This window comes from Aeromonas rivuli, assembly GCF_020149575.1.
Classification (GTDB): Bacteria; Pseudomonadota; Gammaproteobacteria; order Enterobacterales; family Aeromonadaceae; genus Aeromonas; species Aeromonas rivuli.
This window is the reverse complement of sequence record NZ_CP079742.1, coordinates 3067921-3091220: the sequence shown is the minus strand read 5'-3', so window position 1 is coordinate 3091220 and position 23300 is coordinate 3067921. Positions and strand designations below refer to the sequence as shown.

Genomic DNA, 23300 nt, shown 5'->3' with positions numbered 1-23300 from the left:
CGGTTGCTCAGGGCGGTGTTGGCGTGCTAGAAGTGGTGTCATTGACAGATTTGCGGTCATGGGTGTGCAAAATAATGAACGGACGGCGCAATCCGTTCGATGCACAAGCCACCCAGTCCCGCCCCCGAAAAGGGACCAGGCAAGGCCCCATTTCAGCCATTATTGAGCGCAATCTTGTGAGGAACGAGGGATCATGACCGAACATGTGAAGAGCTACTACGCCGCCAGTGCCAATACCCATGCGCCTTTCCCCAGTCTGGATGAGCAGCTTGAGTGCGATGTCTGCATCATAGGGGCCGGCTATACCGGCCTGTCCAGTGCCCTGCATCTGGTGGAGAAGGGCTATTCGGTGGTGGTGCTGGAGGCGGTCAGGGTCGGTTTCGGTGCCAGCGGTCGCAACGGCGGCCAGATAGTCAACTCCTACAGCCGCGACATCGACAATATAGAGGCGAGCTGCCCGCCGGATCAGGCCAGGCTGCTCGGCAGCATGTTGTTTGAGGGGGGCGACATCATTCGCGAGCGCATCAAACGCTACGACATTCAATGTGACTTGCAGCAGGGGGGCGTCTTTGCCGCCGATACCGAGCGTCAGCTGCACGAGCTCAAGGCCCAGCAACTGCGCTGGCGCAAATGGGGCAACGATCAGCTGGAGCTGCTGGATAAAGAGGGGATACGCCAGGTGGTGGGGAGCGATCGCTACGTCGGCGGCCTGCTCGACAAGCGCGGTGGTCATATCCATCCCCTCAATCTGGCGCTGGGGGAGGCCGAGGCCATTCGCAGTCTGGGTGGGCGCATCTTCGAGCAGTCAGCGGTCACCAGCATAGAGCCGGGTCAACCGGCGCTGGTGCGCACCGCCAAGGGGGCGGTCAAGGCACGCTTCGTGGTGGTGGCGGGTAATGCCTATCTGGGGGATCTGGTGCCGGAATTGGCGGGCAAGAGCATGCCCTGTGGCACCCAGGTAGTGACCACCGAGGTGATAGGCGAGGAGCGTGCCCGGCAACTGCTGCCGCAGAACTACTGCATGGAAGATTGCAACTACCTGCTCGACTACTACCGCACCACAGGGGATCACCGCCTGATCTACGGCGGCGGTGTCGTCTATGGCGCCCGGGATCCCGCTGACATCGAGCGGCTCATCATCCCCAAGATGCTCAAGACCTTCCCTCAGCTGGCCGACGTCAAAGTGGAATACACCTGGACCGGCAACTTTCTGCTGACCATGTCGCGCCTGCCGCAGTTTGGCCGCATCGGCCCCAACATCTATTACATGCAGGGCTACAGTGGCCACGGCGTCACTTGCACCCATCTGGCGGGCAAGTTGCTCTCCGAGGTGTTGAGCGGCCAGGCGGAGCGTTTCGACGCCTTCGCCAAGCTCCCCCATTACCCCTTCCCGGGCGGCCGTCTGTTCCGCATCCCCTTCACCGCCGCCGGCGCCGCCTGGTACAGCCTGCGGGATCGGTTGGGAGTGTGAGCGATGGCGCTCGGCCAATGACAAGAGACCGCCTGAGGGCGGTCTCTTTCATGCAGGCCTGGTCATTGCGCCAGGCATTTGAGTTGCTGGCCGCTGGGAGGGTTGTGCCAGTCGATGGGGCCGTGGGTGAAACGGTATTGCAGGCGGGGCAGCACGACGTCCAACCATTCATGGCGAAAGTAGTCGTAGCCCTCATCCCAGTCCGGATCATTGGCCCAACCGGTCTGCAGCAGATGGAGGCGGGTGCCCTGGTCTTCGGGCACGAAACGCAGGCTGACCTGGGTCTTCTGCTGGCGCACATGGGGCAGGTGGGGGGGAAAATTCCAGCTGAAACTGAGCAAGTCATGGGGCATGACGGCCATGACCCGGCACCCCTCGCTGCCCCGCTCGCCATGGGGGGCATCGGGGCGGAAGTAGATCTCGAACGGGCCATTGGGTTCGGCCACCATCAGGCACTCCGGAGCGAGAAAGCTGCGTAGCCCGCTCTCCGTCGTCCAGGCGTGCCAGACATCATCTAGGTGGGCAGGAATAAAAATGTTACCTTCAAGTTGCTTGTTATCCATGGTCGGCAAACCTCACACATCCGTAGGCGGGACCCGGGCAGTATAGCCCCTCACCTGTTCAAATTAACAGCAGCCCGCCTGCTTGTGAACCGGATCCTGCCACCCATCTGGGGTAAGCTGATAGCCAATAGAGTGCTCGAACCGGGCCATGCAAGGGAGAGAGGCTGATGATCAGAGCCATGACAGAGGCGGATGTGGCACCATTATCCCGTCTGTTTCAAAAAGGGCGTCGCCAGACGTTTCATTGGGTAGAGCCTTCGCTGTTTGCCCTTGACGATTTTTCCGAACAGATCAGTGGTGAACAGATCTGGGTCGCAGAGCAGGGCGGCACTCCCTGCGGCTTTATCGCCATCTGGGCGCCAGACAGTTTCGTTCATCATCTCTATGTTTCTGCCGATTGGCATGGTCAGGGGGTGGGGCGCGCCTTGCTCGATAAAGCCCTGTCCGAACTGCCCAGACCGGCGTCCCTCAAGGTGGCCATCAATAATACCGCCGCCCTTGCCTTCTATCGGCGTCTCGGTTGGGAGCCGACCGAGGAGACGGGATTATGCGAGGTCACCGGGCCCTGGCGCCGACTCTGCCTCTATTAAGCCATACGGGTCGGTGAGCTCATCGATCATTCATGATCAGTCAAGGCTTCAACAAGGAAGAAGGGCTGCCCTGAGGCAGCCCTTCTCTTATCTTGATGGCGCCAATGAGCTGGCCCCAGGGGGAGCTCAGAGGGTTTCACCGTTGCTCTTTATTACCTCTTGGTACCAATGGAAGCTCTGCTTCTTGCTGCGCGCCTGGCTGCCGCTACCATCGTCGTGTTTGTCCACATAGATGAAGCCATAGCGTTTGCGGTACTCCCCGGTGGTGAAGGAGACGCAATCGATGCAGCCCCAGGGGGTGTAGCCCATCAGCTCGACCCCATCCTCAATCACCGCTTTCTTCATCTGTGCGATGTGGGCGCTGAGGTATTCGATGCGGTAGTCATCTTGTACCTCACCGTTTTCACCCGGCTTGTCCAGGGCGCCGAAGCCGTTCTCGACGATGAACAGTGGCTTGTTGTAACGCTCGTAGAGAATATTGAGGCTGTAGCGCAGGCCGACCGGGTCTATCTGCCAACCCCAGTCCGAAGCCTTGAGGTGCGGGTTGGGCACCCCGCCTTCGAAGCCTGACAGGGCGGTGCCGCTGCCCTGATGGTGGGCACGTACCACATTGCTCATGTAGTAGCTCAGGCCGATGTAGTCGACGCAACCCTCGCGCAGTATCTGTTCGTCACCGGGCTCCATGACTATCTGGTAGCCCTTGCGCTGCCACTCCTTGCGGATATAGCTCGGATAGGCGCCACGGACATGGACGTCGCTGAACAAGAAACGCTCGCGCATCGCCTCCTGGGCATACATCACATCGTCCGGATGGCAGGAGTAGGGATAGAGGGGCACCATGGCTATCATGCAGCCGATCTGGAACTCAGGGTTGATCTCGTGGCCAAGTTTGACCACCTGGGCGCTGGCCACAAACTGGTGGTGCAGTACCTGATACATGCACTCTTCCGGGTTCGGTTCCTGGTTGTAGATAACGCCTGAGCAGCAGTAGCCAAACAGGGGAGAACGCCAGTTACGCTGGTTGTTGATCTCGTTGAAGGTCATCCAGTATTTGACCTTGTGCTGATAGCGGCGCAGCACTGTCTCGCTAAAGCGCACGAAGAACTCGACCAGCTTGCGGTGCTTCCAGCCGCCGTACTCCTTGACCAGGTGCCAGGGCATCTCGAAATGGGAGAGGGTAATGACGGGCTCTATGCCATGTTTGAGCAGTTCATCGAACAGGTCGTCATAAAATTGCAGGCCCTGCTCGTTGGGAACCAGTTCGTCCCCCTTGGGGAAGATGCGCGACCAGGCGATGGAGGTGCGAAAGCACTTGAAGCCCATTTCGGCCAGCAGGGCTATGTCCTGCTGGTAGTGGTGATAAAAATCCACCGCCTCATGGTTGCCATAGTGATAGCCGGGCAGTACGCCGTCGGTGATGACCCTGTCGACCCCATGGGCGCCACTCGATAGCACGTCCACTATGCTGGGCCCTTTACCGCCCTGATCCCAGGCCCCTTCTACCTGATGGGCCGCGACTGCGCCGCCCCACAGAAAGTCTTTTGGTAATCCTTGCTGTTTCATTGGCTTCTCTCTCATCAAGGCCCGAATAAGGGCATGGAATGGGTGATCCTCGCCGAGCAATCGGTAAGAGCCCCATGATTGGGCGCGGTTCAGGGCGAGGTGTGATGGGCTGATGTTAGCAAAGCAAATAACAAAGTCACGATATAACGAAATAGGTTATTCGTGACTTGTCACAATCAAAAAACAAGTTGTTTTCAGGCAGGTGGATTTGCCGTCAGACGGCGGCCTATGGTCTCGATGATATAAACAACGGGCACTTGGGTCGTGATATTATGGTTGTGGCCAACCATGAACTGCGGCATGTGGTAGGAGAGATTGAAGTCTGCCAGTTTAGCCAGCGAACAGGTCTCGCTATTAGTAATGCTGATTATTTTACATTTATGGAAACTGAATTTTTGCGCCAACTTTAACATGTCCTGCGTTTCACCAGAGACCGAGAGAATAATGGCGACGGCATTATGAAAGGTGTCGGTGCTAATAGGGTAATAGGGGTCGTCGATATGGTTGCTGAACTTGCCGACGTTGGAGAAGAATCTGGCTCCATATTTGCCGAGGGAGCCCGAGGTGCCGACTCCGACGAACAGGACACGCTCGGCATCCGAGATCAGGGCGGCGGCTTGATCGATCAGGGTCTCGAACTCGGGGTTGTTGATGCTCTTGAAAAAACTCATCAGCTCATTGACCCCGAAGCGGGTAACCGATGCCGTGTCTTGCTCCAAAGAGAGCCTGAAGCGGATCCGAAACTCGGAAAAACCCGTGCAGCCCAGCTTCTTGCAAAAACGCAGTACCGTGGTGGTCGACACCCCGGCCGCCTGTGCCAGCTCACGGATCCGCATGTAGGGGATCTGCTCCCTGTGCTTGATGACATAGTGATACACCATCAGCTCTAGTTCGTTGAAGGTGGAGAGGGAGAGGTGATCGAACATGATGGGAGCCGCCGGGTCGCTATCAGTAGTGCCAGAAAGAGCCATGATGGCAACGATACCACGGCTTGTAAATTGGAACCTGCCCGGATATGAGTACTTTTAGAATGCGGATTGACTTAATGGTTATTAACGATGCCATCGATGTAGTATTAAAAAGCATGTTTCAACATATATGATTTTTGGATGAAAGCAATAATCTATATATTTATGGATTTTTTAAAAGCTTTTAAATTAAAAGAAATCATATCAACTTTATTTAAATGTTTTTTTAATTCAGAGCGTTTAATAACTGAGGTGGCCATCAGCTTGTTATTTTAATGAAGGTGTTTTCCAGTGGCTGGCAGTCTTATTTTGGAATTTAACAAGCACGCATCCATGATGGCAGAGAGTAAACAAGAGCAAACTTACCCAATAAAACAAAGGACTAACCTCTGATGAGGCTAGTCCTTTGACTTGGCTGGTGCCGGTAACAGGAGTCGAACCTGCGACCTTCGCATTACGAAGTCATGTGATTACTGTCTAACCCGGTATTGTACAATCCAATATAAATCCACTAAATAGATTAAATTCAGTTGGTTAGGTTTTTGTCTTGTTCATTGTTGTCCAACGCGGAACAACCCTATACGATGCCAAATGTGGTACCCCATGTGGTACCCCAATATGAGGTTTTAGGATGATATCTCAAGATCGACAGGTCGCGGCGGCAGAGCTTAAAGAAGATGCAACTGCAACCCGATTTGCTATCAGCTCTAAACACGGTAACGGGTTGTCACTCGAAGTCAGGGCCGGTAAGCAAAAGCGTTTCGTGTATCGATTTAGGCTGCTGGGTAAACAGCAGACCATGGTTCTGGGGCTGTACCCGGCGATGGGCCTTGCTCAAGCTCGCGAGCGGCATTGTATCGCTGTGGGGCAAGTCAAGCAGGGCATAGATCCCCGCCAGGCTATTGCAGAGACGAAGCAAAAGAACGAGCAGATGCTCGTGCTTGATGAGTTGTTTGAACAGTGGCTTGCCCACAAAGCCAGCGTCAAACGCCGTGATGGGGTTCGTTCTGAAATCAGCCCTCGAACCGTCTCTGATTACCGTCGTATCTATCAAACCCACTTACAAAAAGCGCTTGGCAACTATCGTATCTGCGATATCACCATGGCAGTGTTGCACCAGCACTATCAGAAGTTGCAGAAGGTCTCTCTGGAAGGGCTGCGCAAAGCGATGGGGATCATGCACCAGATGATGGAAGAGGCGATGCGACGACAACTCATCGAGATGAGCCCCACATTGGCGCTTAAACCCAGGGTGTATAGTGCAACACCCAATCCGCCTCGGGAGCGATGGTTGCCTGTCAGTGAACTGCGAGCGCTATGGCAAGCGTTAGAGGAGGGGATCACAGGAGGTGGTGCTTTGGCTGCTGGTGGTCGTGGCATTGCAGCGACCTCAGTCCTGTCCGGCAGTGTCTCCAACGCAATCAAAATGATTATCCTGAGCGCTGTTCGTCGAGGGGAGGTGATCTCGATGCAGTGGGCACACCTGGATGGCGACCGCTGGACCATACCTGAGACCAAAAGTGGGCGACCACACGTGGTGACCTTGTCACCACTGGCTCAGGAGATCATTGCAGAGCAGCGAATGATAGCCTCGCCCACCAGCCCCTATGTGTTCGAATCGATGACAAGACGTGGGCATGCGATCACGGGTGATGCTCTTATGCGGGCCATTGAGCGGTTGCAGAAGCGTAAGCTAGCCGAACTTGACCCCTTCAGCGTGCACGATCTACGGCGTAGCGTCGCAAACTGCTGCGGTATTGAGCTTGGTGCCGGACCTTTGGAAATTGAGCATATGCTGAACCACCAGATCAGCGACAAGCTGCTGCGAACTTATCAGGCAGGCGCTCTGCGTAACCCAGAAAAACTTAGGAGCCTGTTTCTACGATGGGGGGAGTTTGTGAAGCAACGGATAGTCCAACATGAAGTGGAAAAATCACCAGCTCTTGGCGATAACGTCATCCAAGGCCGATTCGGTAAACGCTGAGCAGCGTGTTCAATCCATAGACAAATTGATATCGTCCAGGCACTACAAAAAGAAACGGCCCAATTGGGCCGTTTCCATGCTGTTTATTTTTAGCCTTTTCCAGATCAAACAGCTTGCTGGCAGTGTTCCCGATAGACCTTCTGCCACTTTGCATGCTCAGCCTGATCACCTCTTGCCTGCCAAAACTCACTGATGCTCTCGGCCAGGGCTGCAGACATGGCGTGGTCGCCATCGCGGCGACTCACCAAGTACTCAGCCAACCAGCTTTGATACTGCTTCATGCCGCTTGATCCTTTTCGCTCGCTTCAATCGCTTCGATCCCTCTGGGTAGAAAAAAATGATGGGAGCTAATCATGGTTTCAGACTGGTCTTTAATTTTTACCTGTTCGGTGGGGGAAGCGGTAAAAGCGGTCGAGCTGACAAAGTCATGCATAAAGTAGGCAAAAAAGATGCCCACCTCTTCAGGGAAGGTATGTTGAGACGGATAAAGAAACGTCTTCGCCATTTTGAGTGCATTGCTGCCTTGTGCATAGGCGACATAACCATTGGGGTTGGTTACCGCTCGTTCGACATATTTCGCTTCATCACGCACGAATTCAAGCCATCCCCAGCGATCTTTAAGCCATGACCGGTCTTCCGAACTGGGGGTTTCCATCCTTGCCTTATAGTCAGCATATTGCCTGCCAAGCCACCAGGCGTAAATTTGCTGGTGACGTTCGAACGCTTGGCGTGATGGCTTGTTACTTCCCACCTTTTGCATATATTTTCGGCTATAAAAACGCACCGATTTCCCAGCAAGATTGTCATTCATTACAAAATATTCTGCGACTAATGGGTCTATTTCCTGAAGGGTATTGAAATTTGGAAAGGGTACTTCCCCACTACGAGCGGCGTTATACATCTGATGCAGGGCAACCCGGCACAACTCGGCACTGGGGCGCTGTTCATTGGGCAGCAAGCCGCCTGTAATATCTTCGCTTACCCCCGGCAGCAACTCCTCCCGCCAAGTGGATTTCAACGGCCCGAGCGGTACCAGAGGGCGGTAGACACGCCGCTCGTGGGCCGCCACCAAATGGAGCGCCTTTTTCACGGCAGGGTGCAGCGCCTTGTCAAAGTCGATCACCTTACCCCCACCTATCCACTCTAGGGGCCCCGCAATGGGGCGGGCCAACAGCCCGGCCAGGCTGAATGCATCGGCCATGGTATCGCCAGAGTCGAGTGAGCTGCGTCGGGTGCAGTCAAACAGGCCCACAAAGGTGATTTCCACCTTGGCCCCCTCATAGCGATACTCATCCCCCTCCTTGGTGCAGACCTCTTCCAGCAGCTCATCGATAAAGCGTCGGGCCAGAATGCCACCCAGATCGGCGCCAAATACCGAGACCTGGATCAGCTTGATAGGCAGTTGGCTTTCAGCCTTCAGAGAGGAAAATTGCTTTTTAAAGCTGCTTTTGGCGCCATCAACCCGAGCGTCAACCCCGGTCATAAACTGCTCCATCACCATGGGGTGGTCACGGAGCGCCGGTAGTGCTTCCAGGGTCACCTTCTTGGCAATACCCTGGGCGGTATCTGTGATAACGGCCTTGGCCGCCTTGATGCTGAAGAGGTCTTTCAGATTGTGTGACAGGGTATCAAACCAATCCTTTTTATTGGCGTCATATAGCGCATCGACTGCTGCCTCTTTGGCTTGACCGCTGGTGCTATCCAGGGTGTCATCGAGCAAGGCCTTTTGCTGGCTGTCCATCACACTATGCAGACGGTCGGCCGTTTGATCTTCATAGGGAGTGCCTAGCCCAGAGATATAAATAGCTGAATAAAGATAGGAGGAGTCCAAGTCCATCGACTCTTGTATCGGATGAGCCCGAAACAGGCGAGAGACATTGGTCAAACGGTGCGTATCGCTGTCCTGATTGATATTGCGGCGCATACCATCAAAGAAGAAACCGACTTGCCATGCCAGGGAACAGGTGCCAATACCGGCTTGGTGAAGACTTCTCTCCCGCGCCGCCCGGCATTTCATATCATGCAAATCGACCATCATTGCTTCCTCGTCTGGTAAGTAGCGATCACATCCTTAAACGCCCCAGGCTTAGGTGACCAACGCACCTTGACTTCATTATTGGGCATGATCAGGGTGTAAAAATATTCGTCACCCTGTTTGCGCTCTGGCATCGGCAGCGTTACTTTGTGTTTTTCAGGACGATAGCCCAGCTCGTCATACTGAGTTTTGGTCATACTCAACATCCATTCGATCGTGACTGTCTTGCCCGATATATCATAGGGCCCTGCTATTTTACCTCCTGCATTTAAACCATCGAAGGCAAAAGCATTTCCTCCCATATTGCCATTGACGTAGTGGTAGGTAATGGGGCGATCCATTAAATTATTGAGAACCAGAAAGGCCCCGCCAAAGTTTTCTTTAATGGCAAAGGCCCATACCAGATAAGCAACAAACAACACACCAGCCAGCCAGCGCCCCCAGCGGGGCAACAAGTCCCAGGCAGCATTAAACATCCGGATAGAAAACGAATTACGCATTCAAACATCCTCTAAAACAGCGGTTCTTAATTCTTCCAATGCTGGACTACCTCCTTCCAGCCAGGTAAGTCCCCATATCAAGCGATCGGAGGAAGGGGCTCCAGCATCATCTGCTTTCTTTAAGGCTTTCACGGCCATATCGGTACGGATACAGGCGGGGAATTGTGGGAAGCGTACACTGCCTTGCCACATGGTGAGCAACCTTGGTACCTCGGGATCCCCCATCAAGGCTACCTGCAACTCCTCAGTGAGGGTAATCACTCGTAACTCAGCTGGCTTGGCTTCAATAGAGTAATGCTCCCACTGACCATCACACTGGTAACACCACCAGTTACTCAGGCCGCCAAACAGAGACGCATGCCAAGGCGAGTCTCGCTGAGCCAGCATAACGGGTAAGGCTAATAAGGTATAAAAACGCAGTAGTTGACTATGACGCTCTTTGGGCTCTACAACCATGCACCCCATGGCAAGCTGCTGCTGGAGTTCTTCCAGTGAACGCTGACTATGGATCAATCCTTGTACCACTCCTTGCTCAATCATCTGCTCAAGCAAAGGGGCGGATGCTTGTTGGCAGTGCCAAAGCCAGGGGCCTAGATTAATCAGTTCAAATACATCCGGGTGGAGCAGCAACGGGCGTAAGAGACCGCTCTGGTTGGCTATCAATGTTTCTCGCAATTCACCTTTAAGCTCTGCGCCTTCAAACAGCACATAACAGGCATCTTCGGACCACAATTTCTCAGGTAGCATCATTATTCCCCCTGTACGACAGCATCACCCTGCCTCATTGCTCGCAGCATGCAAGGGATACAAACGGGTTTCTCCATTGGCGGCAACGTCTTTAGCAAGGCTTCTGCACTCGCCTGCGTTGGAGTCATAGGGACGATAGTGACGTGCTCAGGAGAAGGTTCAGTCGCGACAGCTTTCGGCAACGAGGGGGCCTGTCCGCCCCAGCCCGTGCCATTACCTGGACTGCCGCCCGAGTTCATCTTGATGGTGGGGCCAATCAGAGTGACGCCGCTGGGATCCACCTTGACGAAGCTGCCGCCTACTTTGAGCGTGATCTCTGCACCCGCTTCCAGTACCACCTTTTGGCCTGATTTGAAGTGAATTTCCTGGCCCGCTTCCACCAGTAGCGCCTGCGCAATTTTCTGATGCAGGGAGGCATCGACGGTCAGCGAGTAATCAGCTTTGATATGGTCGCGCTTCTCGCCATCAACGCTCAGGTGGTCATTGGCCTTGATGCGGGTCACCCGCTCATTGTCGATGTCGCTATGCTGGTCGCGCTTGATGTGCCAGACCGCATCATTCTGAGTGAGCACATTCAGGTCTTTCTGGCCGTGGATATAGATCTCTTCCTGGCTTGCCTGGTCTTCGAAGCGCAGTTCGTTGAAACCTTCCCCCTGGTGGGTTTCGGTGCGCAGCACGGTGCGGGTCTTGTTGGCGGGCAACTCGTAGGGTGGCCTGTTGGTGGCGTGAAAGGTGCGGCCAGTGACGATAGGCTGGTCAGGGTCACCTTCCAAAAAGCTCACGATGACTTCGTGGCCGATGCGCGGGATGGCCATCATGCCGTACTGGCCACCGGCCCAGCCCTGGCTGACCCGTACCCAGCAGGAGCTCATGTCGTTGGAGCTGCCGTAACGGTCCCAGGGGAATTGCAGCTTCACCCGGCCATGTTCGTCGCAGTAAATCTCCTCCCCGTCTGGGCCCACCACGAAGGCGATTTGCGGGCCATCCACCATCGGCTTGTGCGGTATCGCCGGGCGCCAGGTCTGCTGGGCCTTCACGACCGAAAATGCATTGGTGATGGTGGTAGCGCCATCGCCCCCTTCCTCTTCCAGGGCTTGCGGCTGGGTGCCTTCGTGGCTGACGCTGACCACTTGCCAGTCAATATTCAGCGCCACATTGGGATGCTCACTCAAGGAGAAACGCTGACCGGGCAAGAGGGCGGCGCAGTTGGACTGGCCCGTGCTGATGGCGGCGTCATTGCGCAACGCATCGAGCCGGTACCCAGTGAAGGCCTTGCCGCTGCCGTCCTGCTTGAAGCGACCCGGATAATCGAAATGTTGGTAAGTATCTCGTTGATGAGCGAGGGCGCTGCCTATCGCTTGGTGAGAGAGGCTGTAGGCCGGGGTCTGGAAGTGGTAATCCTTGAGCTCAACGGCGGCAGGGCGCACCGATTCACGGTAGCTGAACTGGCGAATATAGGCGCCTTGTTCCAAGGAGCGATTGCCGAGATTGAAGAACAGCGCGGGGCCTTGCAGCAGCACGGCGGCATCGTCGGCAAAGACGATTCGATGCTTGCCCTGCTCGAACTCAAAGAAGTAGAAAATGCCCTCTTCGGCAGCGAGGCGGTTGACGAAATCGAGGTCGCTCTCCCGGTACTGCACGCAGTACTCGCGCTGGGCGTGTTCATTTTTCAGCGCAAAGGCGTAATCGGTGATGCCGTGCTCTTGCAGCAGGATGCTGAGGATTTCATCAGGCTTTTGAGCCTGGAAGATGCGGGCGTTGCGGCGAAGGCCAAGGCGCCACAAGGCAGGACGCACCACCAACTGGTAGCGGGTGCGGCGAAACCCGCTGTCCCCTTGCATGAATTCCCCCACCACGCCGCACACCCGGCGCTGCAACTCGCCGTGGTACCACACCAACAATTCGCAAGGCTGCTCCAGCACATCAGCGAAGGCGACATCAGATAGTGGGCTGGCAACCTCAATCAGCAGCTCAAAGGGGGCACTTAGCGATTCATTGAGCTTGAAAGAGGCGACGACGAAGGTGGTCTCGGGCGGTGCCCCCACCTTGACGGTGAATTGTAATCCGGTGTGATGAGCCATTTAAATTATCCCTTTATGCTTTGTCATGGTGCCTAGCCACATGGCATCCGCGCCATCATAGCACCATGACAAAACACAAAAGCCCGACCCGAAGGTCGGGAAAACGCACAGATTTCAAGCAGAAATCCAGTTGTGCCCCAGGGTATGGAGCAAGGAAAACATACTCTAACCCAAGCGAGGTTTAGGCCTCGATGGGGGCACGCCAGTCGTCAGCACCAGAGGTACCGGCAACGGTGTGCTCCCAGTCGATTTTGCGATAGGCCAGGGAGACCTGGATAAGCTGGGTGAAGTCGGATTTTGCCGGGTCTTGGCAGTGCGGCATCTGGCAGTCGATGTCGACGATGGTGGCGTCGGTCAGCACGGTAGAGAAGAAGTGCTCCTGCTTGCCTTCCACGGAAGTGCGGTACCACTTCAGAGTCACTTTCGGCAGCATCTCGCCGGAGGCCAGGGAGTTGTACATCAGCGGCACGGCTTTGTTCAGGGCGACGGTGAACTTGAACGGCTTGTGGACACGCTGACCAGCAGGCTGACCGGATTGCGGGTCGGTCGGCACGGTAACGACGTGCTGGAACTCTTGTACCAGCATCTCGTCTTCATGGCCTTGTACGAAGATATTGCCGACGGAATCTGAGGTGAAGGCACCGGCAGTGATGTTGCCCTGGGTTTTACCTTCAATGCTGATATAACACGGTGTTGGCATGGTAATGCTCCTGATTGGATTGGTTTAATGAGATAACTCTCCACCGACCACAGGCACAGTGCATGCCATAATTAAAATTGCTTTATTATCAGTTGATTATGGTCCAATTCAACCACAAGGGCACGCCGTCGCGCAAAATATTGCGCCAAACAGGTCATGCCATTGCAATTGGTTGCGTGGTTAGGGAATGACACTGTAAATGAAGCGATATATTGCACTGAGTAGCATAATTGACTGAGGAGATCTGCTGAAATATTGATTTTTTCTCCTTCTGATGGCCATCTGCGTGGCTTCCTCCCTGGGCGTCGGGGCCACCATATTCACTTCAGCCATAGCCCCTGTGCTTCCCTATAAACGATACGACCTCATCATCCTGTTTTTGGGGCGCCTGGGACTCTTGGTATCTTCGGTAGTCTCGGGTTCAGCTTGGAGTTTCATGAAACATTGCGAGATGAACAGGTAATCAAAGGCGTCAACGATGGGTCTGAGCTTCTCTTGCTCACGCTTCAATGCTTCGTCCGCATGGGGCGGTGCTGGCATGTTCGCACTGAAAAAATAGAGCCCGTGGTTCTGGCTGTTAATATCGGGTAAGAGGGGGCAGAGAAAGGCGGTGTTGGTGATGCGGAAGAACGGGTTGTCTTGGGCGTCAGCAACATAATCATTGGGATTGGTTACCGTTCGACCTCATCATCCTTCTTGTATCATTCAGTATTGTATCTTTCTTCCCTCTGAATCTCCCCAACGTCCCGCAACATCACTGGCTACAACCGATGTTTCGATAACCATCATTGATGTCTTTCGTGTAGACTTTTGCCAAGTAGGCAATCCGTATTAAGAAATTGAGATAGCTCTCTGAATGTACTGTGGCCGAACGCTTGTCAATTACATATACCCCATTTTTTGGAAAGTGAACCAAGCTTGCATAATGTGGATACTCAAGGCCCAGCGCGCTACACCAGGCCTTCTGGATCCGTGTCGCCATGTTATCAGCGCCTGAGTCACGGTAGTCGCCCAAGAAGGCATATTCGTCTTTATTGAACAACAGGGCGAGGTGGTAGTGAGGGTAGCCCCCTCCGTCCTGCTCCCGTACCCATATGTACTCAAACAAGTCTGGTGTTCCCGTCTTCCCCTTACGGCGATGTACCTCCCTCAGCTGGCTTTTGAGTGATGCAAAAAAGCGCGTAATGACCTTGTGATCTGTCCGTTGGAGACACATTAGCAAGTCGGGACTCTCATCCGATATATCTTGTGCAAAGCGTAGGTCAACGCGGATGGCCCAGACTCTGGGGAACCTAGCCAGAGCGGCGTAAACGACATCTAAGATCCGCGTTAGGTAAGGCCGTGATATATTGTCATACCATTTTCCAACTTTTTCCTGAAGGCTAATAATTTCGTTATCATTTAATTGATAACCTTGTGTTGTATGTATATTTTTCATAAACCTCTGGTCCGTGAATAGGGATGTCCATGCTAATTAATTTAGATGCTGTTATTTATTAACACTGTTGATTATCTATGTTGTTGTCTCATTGCTTATGTTGTTAACGTAATGCAGATTTATTAATGGTGTATATATAACTAATACCGAGACTGTAAGTGGTGTAAAACCAGGTGTAAAGTCAATATTTTAACAACATGAATGGTGATATAAGTTAAAGAGTTGGTTGAAATTAAATATAAAGTACTCTGCACTTATAAAAATGAAAATTTAATTTGGGGTGGGTGATATTTAACTACGGCCATTCGACCATTGAATAAAAGTGTTGCCCCCCCTTTAAAACAAAGTCGTTGCAATGCGCGGTCCAATTTCATCGCATTTCGTACACAGTTTGGCCCAAAACGACGAATATCATTTTTCTTAAACAACCCGTTAATCGCTCGATGAGGATTGACTTCCAACCAACGTTCTAGTTCATTCATCTCTCGGAGATCGTCTGGGATCGAACGATGACTGAACAATTGAACGAAGTGCTGGAAGTACCATTCAACGATGCTAATACCAGCATGCATGTTAAGAGCTGATATCTCCGTGTTGCGGGTAGTAAAACACTCCAATACCGCTGCAATCCGAGAAGCATGCTCCATGAATTTTGAGGCGAAATCTCGGAATTCACGCCATTCTCCAAAGTTCCCTAATTGGCGTTCAACCCGATTGGCCATTTCAAACCACTTTTCACGTGCGGCCGGGGAGAGCGTCAAACATACCCTAGGCTTCCCGGCATCGTGGCGTTGTTGGGCGTCATTGAGCATGTCTTCAATCATCTGATGAAAATGCGCCAAGTCGGGGAACTCATCATTCCTTTTGGAGATCTTCACACCGGAGTCGTTGACCAAGAACCGTGTTCCTTGCGTCGAATCTGGCTGACAGACCAAGCAACGAGCGAAGAAACCTGATTCCCTAGCCTTTTCTCCTTGTCGCTCAAGGAACCGTTCAAACAGTTTGCTTTGAACCATCATTGAAAGGCTAAAGCGATAATCATCTATCGAGGTAAGCTTCTGGTTAGAAGCTCGTGCCGCAGAGATTGGCTTCCCACCCCAGAGTGAATTCAACACCGACGTATCTCGCATAAAATCACTGGAGAAAAGATGGGCAGACTCATCTGAAAAGACCCCTACAGAGTGACCATATGTGCCGATAGCATGCTTGATAGCCGCACTTGTGACATCATTGAGGATCCATTTCCGGCAAGAAGGGGGCGAAGGTTTATTTGCTTCCACCTGTTTGAGCGCTTGCTTGCATGCTGAAATATCCTCCCCGTTCTTAATCGCTTGGATCAACGCTCCTTTGTATGCTTTCTGCTCGGTCTGCCAAACGCTCAACTCGATATCATATTCAAAGCGCTGCAAACGGTAACGTTCCTCACACGCTTGCTCCATCGAGCGAAATGGCTTCATGATTAGCTCGTCCACCGCCGTCTTTCTTTCCCCTGAATCGCCTAGCGTGATCAAGAACAAAGAGGTTGTGTGTACCAAGCCCTCTTTGGGGCTGACATCTGCCATGTCTTGGCAAGCTAGACTCATCGCACCCAGCACAGACGATGCGATGAGTCCGAGAGGGGCTTGGGTCTGCTGTTGAGCTTGCCATATGACCTGCTGCAAGCGCTCATCCAGGGTGTAGATTGGAAAATCGCCAGTGATATTAATCATTGGTGCATTATTCATATCTAATCCTCTTTCATTGCTGCGGAGATGGAAAGCTGGCTGCGTGATTGAAGCCATGCATACACCTCCGTTAGCATCCATCCAACCGAAGCTGCACCAAGGCGGATCGGTTTTGGAAAGCCATCGTCATATGCCTTGGAGCTGGCATTCAGCTTGTTGTAGATCGTCGAGCGAGACAGTCCCAAAATGGTCACCAGTTCTTTGATGCGTACAACTCGGGCGGCGCCTGCTGCCGTGCTATTCATGTTCATAGTTATTCCCTCTGTGTATGTGTTTAAAGCTCCCCGACAGTAGGGTGTAGGCGTGGTAAGATCCCATCTGGATACCATCCCCGCCTTCCCTGCACATCGGATAAGCGAACAATACCGAGCAGAGAAAAACCAAAACGCAGAAAAAGTGCAGAGACATGACAAAAGATAAAAAGCCGAGCATAGCGCTACCAATACGCAGCTACAGCATTGATGAGTTTGTTACATTTTTGTTTGATGCCTTTGGCCTCCGAGAGGGCCGCCAACATAAACTCCAAGAGTTACGAAGTGTTGATCATCTCTCAACCAGGATGGCATCGATGACCAATGCGCTCGTCAAACATTTGACGAAGAACAACGACAACAGCGAGCCTGTACAGGCTCACCTTCAAGCTATGTTTGAGTTCATGTACTTCATGCTCATGTATTTTAATAAGATCGAATTGTTCCATGAGGTAAATAAAGAGCCGGTCTACAATCTCTTTCTCAGAGATGCACTGCTCCCTTTTATGAGAAAAGCAATAGCTGAAATCACGCATCAACCGGCACCACACTTCCAAGACATTGAGCAAAACAGAGCCTGCCGTTCTACATGCTTAATGACACATCTCTTGTACATGCTAACCCCCGCTTACCTCAAACAGGTAGACTGCAATGTAGATGCTTGGTTCTCTGAACAAAAACAACATCTCCGCCATGGTGTGGGCATTGATTTCAAAAAAACACTACGATGTCACAAGGGAAAATCATCAATCATCAGTAAAAAGACTATCGATACATGTTGCCAGCAGCTAGATGGCGATAAGACGTCGGCACAAGATGAACGATTTAAATATTTTCCATCCACTCTCGAATTAAAAGCCTTTTGGTACAGTGCCAGAGCAGCCCAGTACTTTAGTAAGTGGCTTGTTCTATCTACGCCAACGAATGTATTGTTTTCTCAACTAGAAGAGAGCTGCCTTGTTATATTCAAGCGTCATTTGTCAATTGGTGACTTTTCTCAAGTATGTGAAGAGGAATTTACAACTCCATTTGAAATTCTCGAATCAGGTTTATCCCAATGCAACAAAATCATCAGCGGCAATACATCAAAAAGTTTGAATTTAATCTCACTAACTGATTTTAACCATGCTTTCACAGTCATGATTCATCAAATCGCTAACAATGAATTGGCACTTGCTTACAACACATCATCAGAATTATTAATTAAATGCAATCACCAATTCGTTGGTCAGATTTACGATACAATCATAAAAGTAAATATTGCATTGAAAATAAAGCTAGGAATTATCAAATCAAAAGACAGTGAAAACGCATTGATGAGAGTCGCATTTGGGTTGGGAAGCAATGGGTTTACATTTGAAAGAAATGAGTTGGATGCCTATTCAATAGTAGCTAATAGCATTTTTTCACTCCCATCTTCACGATACATTCTGTCATCAATTCAGTTTTATGGTGAGATTGTTGATGAACTAGAGGGTTCAATTTCTAAAGCATTAACATTAGAAGAAAAGTTGATTTTAATTCCGGCGATACCACGTCTTATTAATGAAGCACTAGCGTGTATTTATGAACATCAAAATGATTTAGCCAGCATGCCACCAGAACTGATAAAAAAACTACTATCACCATTCATGTATAAGAACTGTATTTCTTACATCCCTAACTCCACACTCTATTACTGTCTCGCAGAAATAAACACACTCCGATCATATTGGCCAGCTTGGTTTATATGTGATACAAAATATATTGATAAGTTTTGTCGTGAACCAATTGCCATAAAACGTAAAGTATTACTATCAATAGACTACACTGAAAGCGAAAGGAATATTTATAATAATTCAAAAGTGCTTGTTGCTTTGGAGATAAATCATGACTCTGAAAGAAGTCCACTTGTGAGGGTTGAGGCCCCAGTCGACATTGAGCATGACTATTACTATGTCAAAACGAGAATGGATCATGCAATAAGAAATGCACGTGAAACCCCATCTATCAGACACTTAATGGATGAGTTGTACCAAGTGATTGGTCAGCGTTTCACTAAGGTGTGATCGCCTGCACTCTTGCTACTGTAGCAATTTGTAGCGCCCCAAAATAGTTCTCAAAAGAGAACCGTTTATTTTTGCAACACCAATTGATTCTATTAAAAAATATTTCAAACCTATATCACTTCCATGAGTTAGCAGGTCATTGCTTGCTTTCATTTCACCTGGAGGATAGATGACACACCTGTACAGACTCGAGTATCACCCGCCACACCCCTTGTTAAGGTCTCGCCCATTTCCACATGGCAGGATGACTTCGTATTTTAAATGCACTATGCCCCCTCCCAGAATTCATATCGAGCACTGGTATTGAGTCAATAGCTCAGGCCCTTTTGACACGCATGCAATAAGCACCATTTTCAAGCCAATAGGGTTGGTTTGAGGCTTTTGGCTGGTGTCGTCATTGTACCCTGCCCTATTGACCAGGAGGAGACCATGGCACTGGTGGGTTATGCACGAGTGAGCACCGTAGGACAGAGCCTGGATACCCAACTTCACGCGCTGGCCGAGTGCAGCAAGATATATCAGGAGAAAATTAGTGGCGCCAAGGATGATCGGCCCCAACTTGCCTTGTTGCTGGATTTTGTGCGTGAAGGTGATGTAGTGATGGTCACCAAGTTAGATCGCTTGGCACGTAATACGCGCCACTTATTGGAAATCTCGGAATATCTGCAACACAAACAGGTCGCGCTGAAAATAGTCAATCTGGGTATCGATACGCAAACGCCAACCGGCAAGTTGATGCTGACCATGATAGGTGCCATTGCCACCTTTGAGCGGGAGTTAATGTTGGAGCGACAAGCGGAGGGCATTGAGTTAGCCAAGCAACGTGGGGTCTATAAGGGCCGCAAACCCACGGCGATGGCAAAGCGGGATGACGTATTTATCCTACTAGATAAAGGATTGGCCAAAGCCGAAATTGCCAGGCAGACAGGCATTAGCCTCTCCAGCGTGCAACGCATCATCAAAGCCACATAAAGACCAACGTGTTAATAAAAATCAATTTTTGAAGGGAGATACCATGAAAACATCAATCACACTGTTAGCTGCCACATTCTTGTGCAGTAGTTGTGCCGCCGTGCAACCGCACTGGCAACAGACTGATGGAAGTTTGGATCAAACGCGATATTACGTGGATGTCAACGAACGGGCCGATTTTCGCATTGTCTGCTCCAATCAGCGCATTAGCATGTCATTTTCTGATAAGTATGGTGCTGTTCGCCTGACTGCCATCGTGATGGATGGCCAGCGTTTCGAGGACTATGACTTCTTCAGCATTCAGCTTAGAGATAAAGGAGACATCGACAAGTTTCAGCCGCTGTGGGAGACATTGCGCAGCGCCAAGCGCATTACGGTCATCGCAGACACCACCCCGCAAAAATCATTTGAACTGCCAACCTCAAATCTCGCCAAGATGTTACCCGCCGATGTCACCCAGTGTGATGGACAGCAGCGATAACCCTCATCTGGCCAGAATTCCCCTTTAATACCGATTCGCCAACTGAGCTGATAGTGCAAGCCCGTTGCGGAGCCGATTACTTTTTCAACCGACATGGAGCATCTAATGAAACGTTATCTTGTTATTGCCGCCGCGCTGTTCTTTCTCATCACCCTCAATCTCATCTGGACCGGCAAGGCCCAGCACCTGGGGTTTTGGGGCTATGTCTGCACCTTGGTGTTTGGCACCTTGTTCACCGCTGGCGGCATGATGTTGGGCGAGCTGTTTCGTCGCTTTGCCAAGCCCGACATCATCGTCGTTGACGGTTCACAGAGCCTGTTTGGCCAGAAGCTGTTCTGGTTGGTCGGACCGCAAGCCATTGGCGCGCTGGGTGGTTTCATTGCCTTCCAGGGGTTTATGAAAAATGTGCTGGGTTATCTGGTCTAAGCGAGGGGAAGAGAGATGCAAAAGGGACGCGTTTATTGCCTGTTGGGTGGACTGATATGCGGAGCCGCGATGCCAATAGCCCCTGTCATGGCTTATGGCGAAGCCGGGCGCTGGAGCTCAGGCTGGGGTCAGGGCACTACCGAGTATGTCGCCGTAGTGGATGAGCAGAATCAGCTCTATATCGCCTGCAATGACATCCGCAAAGTGAGCATGACCGCAACGGTTAGCGGCAAGGGATATGGCGATGCGGGTTCGCCCGGCTTTGCCATCATCGTTGATGGCCAGCGCTTTGATGAGCCTTATGAAACCGAGTCTCGGGTCGGGGAGAATAACTTCTTCTCTCTGTGGGACAAGATGCGCAGCGCCAAGACCATTGCGATAGCGACGGCAGATGGGCAGGAGCTCGCTCTGCCGACCCAGGAGGCGGCCACGGTCCTGCCTGCCACTCAGAGTACTGACTTTGGCTGTTTGGCCTGGGACAAGGACACCACTGAGTCACCGGCACCGGCGCCAGCATCGGTTCCCGCCCCAGAGCCTGCCCCCACACAGTTATCTGCTGCCATTTCTCCCGCCACGTTCAGCGTCCGCTGGTACTTCCAGGAATGGGCTCCCAGGCAATATTTTAAGAAATTGGAAATCGTCTCTCACAGCAACAATATCACTCTGCGCAATGCCATCCTTAATCGTGGTAATTGCCCCTTGCTACCTGCGCACGAGCTACCGATGCCCCTGGGCTTTGGTCAGGCACACACGCTCCCCTTCTCTAAGCGCTGCAACCTGTTAGAAGTGCAGTTGTTCACTGACCAAGGAACCGTGACGTATCAGTTCGACCCGCAATCTTAATCTCAACCCAACCCCAACCAGCCGGAGCCCAGTGCTCCGGCTTTTTTATACCAGATGGAGAACCCCATGCCACCTTGTATCCCGCCCGGCAGAGCCCCCTTCAACCACCCCGGTTTTTGGCGCACGCTCTGGGCCAGTGCCAAACGCGCCGGTCGGCCGCTCATCGAAGCCAGTCTGCTGCTCTACTACGTCAGCCAGAAAGAGCACTTACCGCTGTGGGTCAGGGTGCTGATAAGCAGCGCTTTGCTCTATCTCATCGCCCCCATCGATGCCATCCCTGACCTGCTGCCTATGGGGCTTGGCGATGATATTGCCGTGCTGAGTGCAGCCCTCGCCAGCGTCGCGGCTTATATCGATGACGGCATCCGCACCCAGGTTGCCAATACGCTACGCGACCTGTTCGGCCTGGATTAAGTCAATTTCTTGAAGGAGAACACTATGTCTATTCCCTTTTACCGGGGCGGGTTTGCCCTGCCTGTCGCTCAGGCTTTGCGGGTATTGCTGAGCGAGGAGGTGGCAAGGCGGGCCCTCGATCTGATGCGGTTAACCGAACTGACCTTCCACTTCACGCACAAAACCCGTGACTCGGGTCATAGTGCCGGAGGCGTGGGAGGCGGTGCCGGACAAGGCGAGAGGCCCTGCGTGCCCGTGCATCCCTCACTCCTCACCCAGGCACGGAGCAAGCTCCGGGACCTGGGTCATAGTGACGGAGCAGACGAAATCTGCCCCGTCGAGATACGGCTGATCCGGGGTCTCGATGGCTGGCTGTTCGATTACATCACCGACTTTAACCTGGGCCCGGATGCCGAGCGCTATACAGAGACGGATTTCAACTTCCTGGACGATGAGCACTATCGACAAGGGTGGGGCCCCATGCAACGTTCTGAAGCCCATATGCTGTTCGAGCAGTGGCAGAGCGACTTTATCGCCCACTGCCGGTTGGATTACTTCACTGTCATCGTCAATGGGAATTAAAAGGGGGAGGCCGCTTACCCTCAGAGGAGGTTCAAGATGTCTAAACAACCGATAGCCGTTGAGCTTGAGGCCATCAATCGGGATGGTGAAACGCAGGTGGTGCGTGACAGCGGCCTGACCGTGCAGGGCTACAGCGTTTATCTGCGGGCGGTAGAGGCTAACGGGCTGGTCCTGGCTACCTGGATTGCGGACAGCGATGCCATAGGGCTCGCCTACCAGCTGGCCAAGCGTCTGAGCCTGGCGCTGGCCATTCCGCTCACTGTGCAGGTGTCCGAAAGGCTGATGCGGTGAGGAGCGATCCCACGACCATCGCCGACCGCACACCCTCAACATAAACCAACAATGCCAACACTGACCCCGACAAGCCTCGCGCTGCCGGGGTCTCGCTTTTTATGGAGACCTCACATGCGTTACCACAAACTCAAGGCCGGGGAGCACCCCGGTACCTATGTCGTCACCGAACCGGTGACCGAGCAAGACTTGCTGCGCATCGCCAACCAGATTGCTCGTAAACGGCTGGCCAAGGGCACTGCCATCACCTCGACCGCCGAGGCTGCCGAGCGGTTGCAAACCTTGCTGCAGGATAGAGAACACGAAGTCTTTGCCGCACTCTTCCTTGATAACCAGCATCGGCTGCTGGCCTTTGAAGAGCTGTTTCGCGGCACCCTCGACAGTGCCAGTATCTACCCACGGGAAGTGGTCAAGCGGGCCTTACAGTTGAATTGCGGCGCTATTATCGCGGTCCATAACCACCCGAGCGGCAACCCCGAACCCAGCCAATCTGACCGGGTCTTTACCCAAGCACTCAAAGAGGCCTTGGCCCTGGTGGATGTCCGGTTGCTCGACCATCTGGTGGTTGGCGCCGAGGGCGTGGTGTCGCTGGCCGAGAAAGGTCTGCTATGAATCAGCAGTCGGGCAAAGTACACCTCACCGCCCGGTT

General features: G+C 52.4%; 24 protein-coding genes. 12 read left to right on the top strand and 12 right to left on the bottom strand.

Annotated features, from left to right (window positions below):
* Positions 1–193: 193 nt before the first annotated feature.
* Entirely contained in the window at positions 194–1471 is a 1278-nt protein-coding gene (locus tag KYK33_RS14180; RefSeq protein ID WP_224430951.1) for an NAD(P)/FAD-dependent oxidoreductase, read from the top strand.
* A gap of 62 nt (positions 1472–1533) precedes the next feature.
* Here KYK33_RS14180 and KYK33_RS14175 read toward each other — a convergent pair whose 3' ends face one another.
* Positions 1534–2034 (bottom strand): SRPBCC family protein, encoded by a 501-nt coding sequence (locus KYK33_RS14175; RefSeq protein WP_042040626.1) that lies wholly within the window; start codon positions 2032–2034, stop codon positions 1534–1536.
* A gap of 167 nt (positions 2035–2201) precedes the next feature.
* Here KYK33_RS14175 and KYK33_RS14170 point away from each other — a divergent pair, with 167 nt between their 5' ends.
* Positions 2202–2624 carry a GNAT family N-acetyltransferase gene (locus KYK33_RS14170; RefSeq protein WP_224430950.1) on the top strand — a complete coding sequence of 141 codons (423 nt, stop codon included), beginning with the start codon at positions 2202–2204 and terminating at the stop codon, positions 2622–2624.
* 126 nt (positions 2625–2750) lie between these two features.
* On the opposite strand, the gene KYK33_RS14165 is transcribed toward KYK33_RS14170, so the two are convergent.
* Complete coding sequence (locus KYK33_RS14165; RefSeq protein ID WP_224430949.1) at positions 2751–4187, bottom strand: 6-phospho-beta-glucosidase; 1437 nt, start codon at positions 4185–4187, stop codon at positions 2751–2753.
* Between the two features lie 194 nt (positions 4188–4381).
* Positions 4382–5158, bottom strand: a complete 777-nt coding sequence (locus KYK33_RS14160) for a MurR/RpiR family transcriptional regulator (RefSeq protein WP_224430948.1) — start codon at positions 5156–5158, stop codon at positions 4382–4384.
* A gap of 628 nt (positions 5159–5786) precedes the next feature.
* Here KYK33_RS14160 and KYK33_RS14155 point away from each other — a divergent pair.
* Positions 5787–7139 carry a tyrosine-type recombinase/integrase gene (locus tag KYK33_RS14155; RefSeq protein WP_224430947.1) on the top strand — a complete coding sequence of 451 codons (1353 nt, stop codon included), beginning with the start codon at positions 5787–5789 and terminating at the stop codon, positions 7137–7139.
* Between the two features lie 104 nt (positions 7140–7243).
* Here the strand turns inward: KYK33_RS14155 and KYK33_RS14150 are convergent, their stop codons facing one another.
* From KYK33_RS14150 to KYK33_RS14110, 9 genes are all read right to left on the bottom strand, one after another.
* The gene (locus tag KYK33_RS14150; RefSeq protein WP_224430946.1) at positions 7244–7420 is read right to left on the bottom strand and encodes a hypothetical protein; all 177 of its coding nucleotides are present in this window, start codon (positions 7418–7420) and stop codon (positions 7244–7246) included.
* Positions 7417–9177: a phospholipase effector Tle1 domain-containing protein gene (locus KYK33_RS14145; RefSeq protein WP_224430945.1), complete on the bottom strand. Its 1761-nt coding sequence runs from the start codon at positions 9175–9177 to the stop codon at positions 7417–7419. The genes KYK33_RS14150 and KYK33_RS14145 overlap by 4 nt, the downstream gene beginning before the upstream one ends.
* Positions 9174–9674, bottom strand: a complete 501-nt coding sequence (locus KYK33_RS14140; RefSeq protein WP_042040622.1) for a membrane protein — start codon at positions 9672–9674, stop codon at positions 9174–9176. Before KYK33_RS14140 ends, KYK33_RS14145 begins: the two co-directional genes overlap by 4 nt.
* Complete coding sequence (locus KYK33_RS14135; RefSeq protein ID WP_224430944.1) at positions 9675–10424, bottom strand: DUF4123 domain-containing protein; 750 nt, start codon at positions 10422–10424, stop codon at positions 9675–9677.
* Complete coding sequence (locus KYK33_RS14130) at positions 10424–12502, bottom strand: type VI secretion system Vgr family protein (protein ID WP_224430943.1); 2079 nt, start codon at positions 12500–12502, stop codon at positions 10424–10426. Before KYK33_RS14130 ends, KYK33_RS14135 begins: the two co-directional genes overlap by 1 nt.
* A gap of 181 nt (positions 12503–12683) precedes the next feature.
* Positions 12684–13202, bottom strand: coding sequence for a type VI secretion system effector Hcp1 (hcp1, locus tag KYK33_RS14125; RefSeq protein ID WP_010634822.1), 519 nt, complete (start codon positions 13200–13202; stop codon positions 12684–12686).
* Between the two features lie 754 nt (positions 13203–13956).
* Positions 13957–14640, bottom strand: coding sequence for an inovirus Gp2 family protein (locus KYK33_RS14120; RefSeq protein ID WP_224430942.1), 684 nt, complete (start codon positions 14638–14640; stop codon positions 13957–13959).
* A gap of 254 nt (positions 14641–14894) precedes the next feature.
* A complete protein-coding gene (locus tag KYK33_RS14115; RefSeq protein WP_224430941.1) occupies positions 14895–16364 on the bottom strand; it encodes a YfjI family protein in 1470 nt (489 codons plus the stop codon).
* A gap of 2 nt (positions 16365–16366) precedes the next feature.
* Entirely contained in the window at positions 16367–16615 is a 249-nt protein-coding gene (locus KYK33_RS14110; RefSeq protein WP_224430940.1) for a helix-turn-helix transcriptional regulator, read from the bottom strand.
* A gap of 155 nt (positions 16616–16770) precedes the next feature.
* Between KYK33_RS14110 and KYK33_RS14105 the strand changes: the two genes are divergently transcribed.
* From KYK33_RS14105 to radC, 9 genes are all read left to right on the top strand, one after another.
* The gene (locus KYK33_RS14105; RefSeq protein ID WP_224430939.1) at positions 16771–18663 is read left to right on the top strand and encodes a hypothetical protein; all 1893 of its coding nucleotides are present in this window, start codon (positions 16771–16773) and stop codon (positions 18661–18663) included.
* A gap of 429 nt (positions 18664–19092) precedes the next feature.
* The gene (locus KYK33_RS14100; RefSeq protein WP_224430938.1) at positions 19093–19635 is read left to right on the top strand and encodes a recombinase family protein; all 543 of its coding nucleotides are present in this window, start codon (positions 19093–19095) and stop codon (positions 19633–19635) included.
* 43 nt (positions 19636–19678) lie between these two features.
* The gene (locus KYK33_RS14095; protein ID WP_157013902.1) at positions 19679–20116 is read left to right on the top strand and encodes a hypothetical protein; all 438 of its coding nucleotides are present in this window, start codon (positions 19679–19681) and stop codon (positions 20114–20116) included.
* Between the two features lie 105 nt (positions 20117–20221).
* Complete coding sequence (locus tag KYK33_RS14090) at positions 20222–20542, top strand: hypothetical protein (RefSeq protein WP_224430937.1); 321 nt, start codon at positions 20222–20224, stop codon at positions 20540–20542.
* Positions 20543–20557: 15 nt separating this feature from the next.
* A complete protein-coding gene (locus KYK33_RS14085) occupies positions 20558–21385 on the top strand; it encodes a hypothetical protein (protein WP_224430936.1) in 828 nt (275 codons plus the stop codon).
* A gap of 66 nt (positions 21386–21451) precedes the next feature.
* Positions 21452–21799: a YkvA family protein gene (locus tag KYK33_RS14080; RefSeq protein WP_042040612.1), complete on the top strand. Its 348-nt coding sequence runs from the start codon at positions 21452–21454 to the stop codon at positions 21797–21799.
* A gap of 24 nt (positions 21800–21823) precedes the next feature.
* Positions 21824–22360 carry a DUF2787 family protein gene (locus KYK33_RS14075; protein ID WP_318010399.1) on the top strand — a complete coding sequence of 179 codons (537 nt, stop codon included), beginning with the start codon at positions 21824–21826 and terminating at the stop codon, positions 22358–22360.
* Positions 22361–22396: 36 nt separating this feature from the next.
* Positions 22397–22651 carry a hypothetical protein gene (locus KYK33_RS14070; protein WP_224430935.1) on the top strand — a complete coding sequence of 85 codons (255 nt, stop codon included), beginning with the start codon at positions 22397–22399 and terminating at the stop codon, positions 22649–22651.
* Between the two features lie 114 nt (positions 22652–22765).
* Positions 22766–23263: a RadC family protein gene (gene radC / locus KYK33_RS14065; protein WP_224430934.1), complete on the top strand. Its 498-nt coding sequence runs from the start codon at positions 22766–22768 to the stop codon at positions 23261–23263.
* Positions 23264–23300 lie beyond the last annotated feature (37 nt).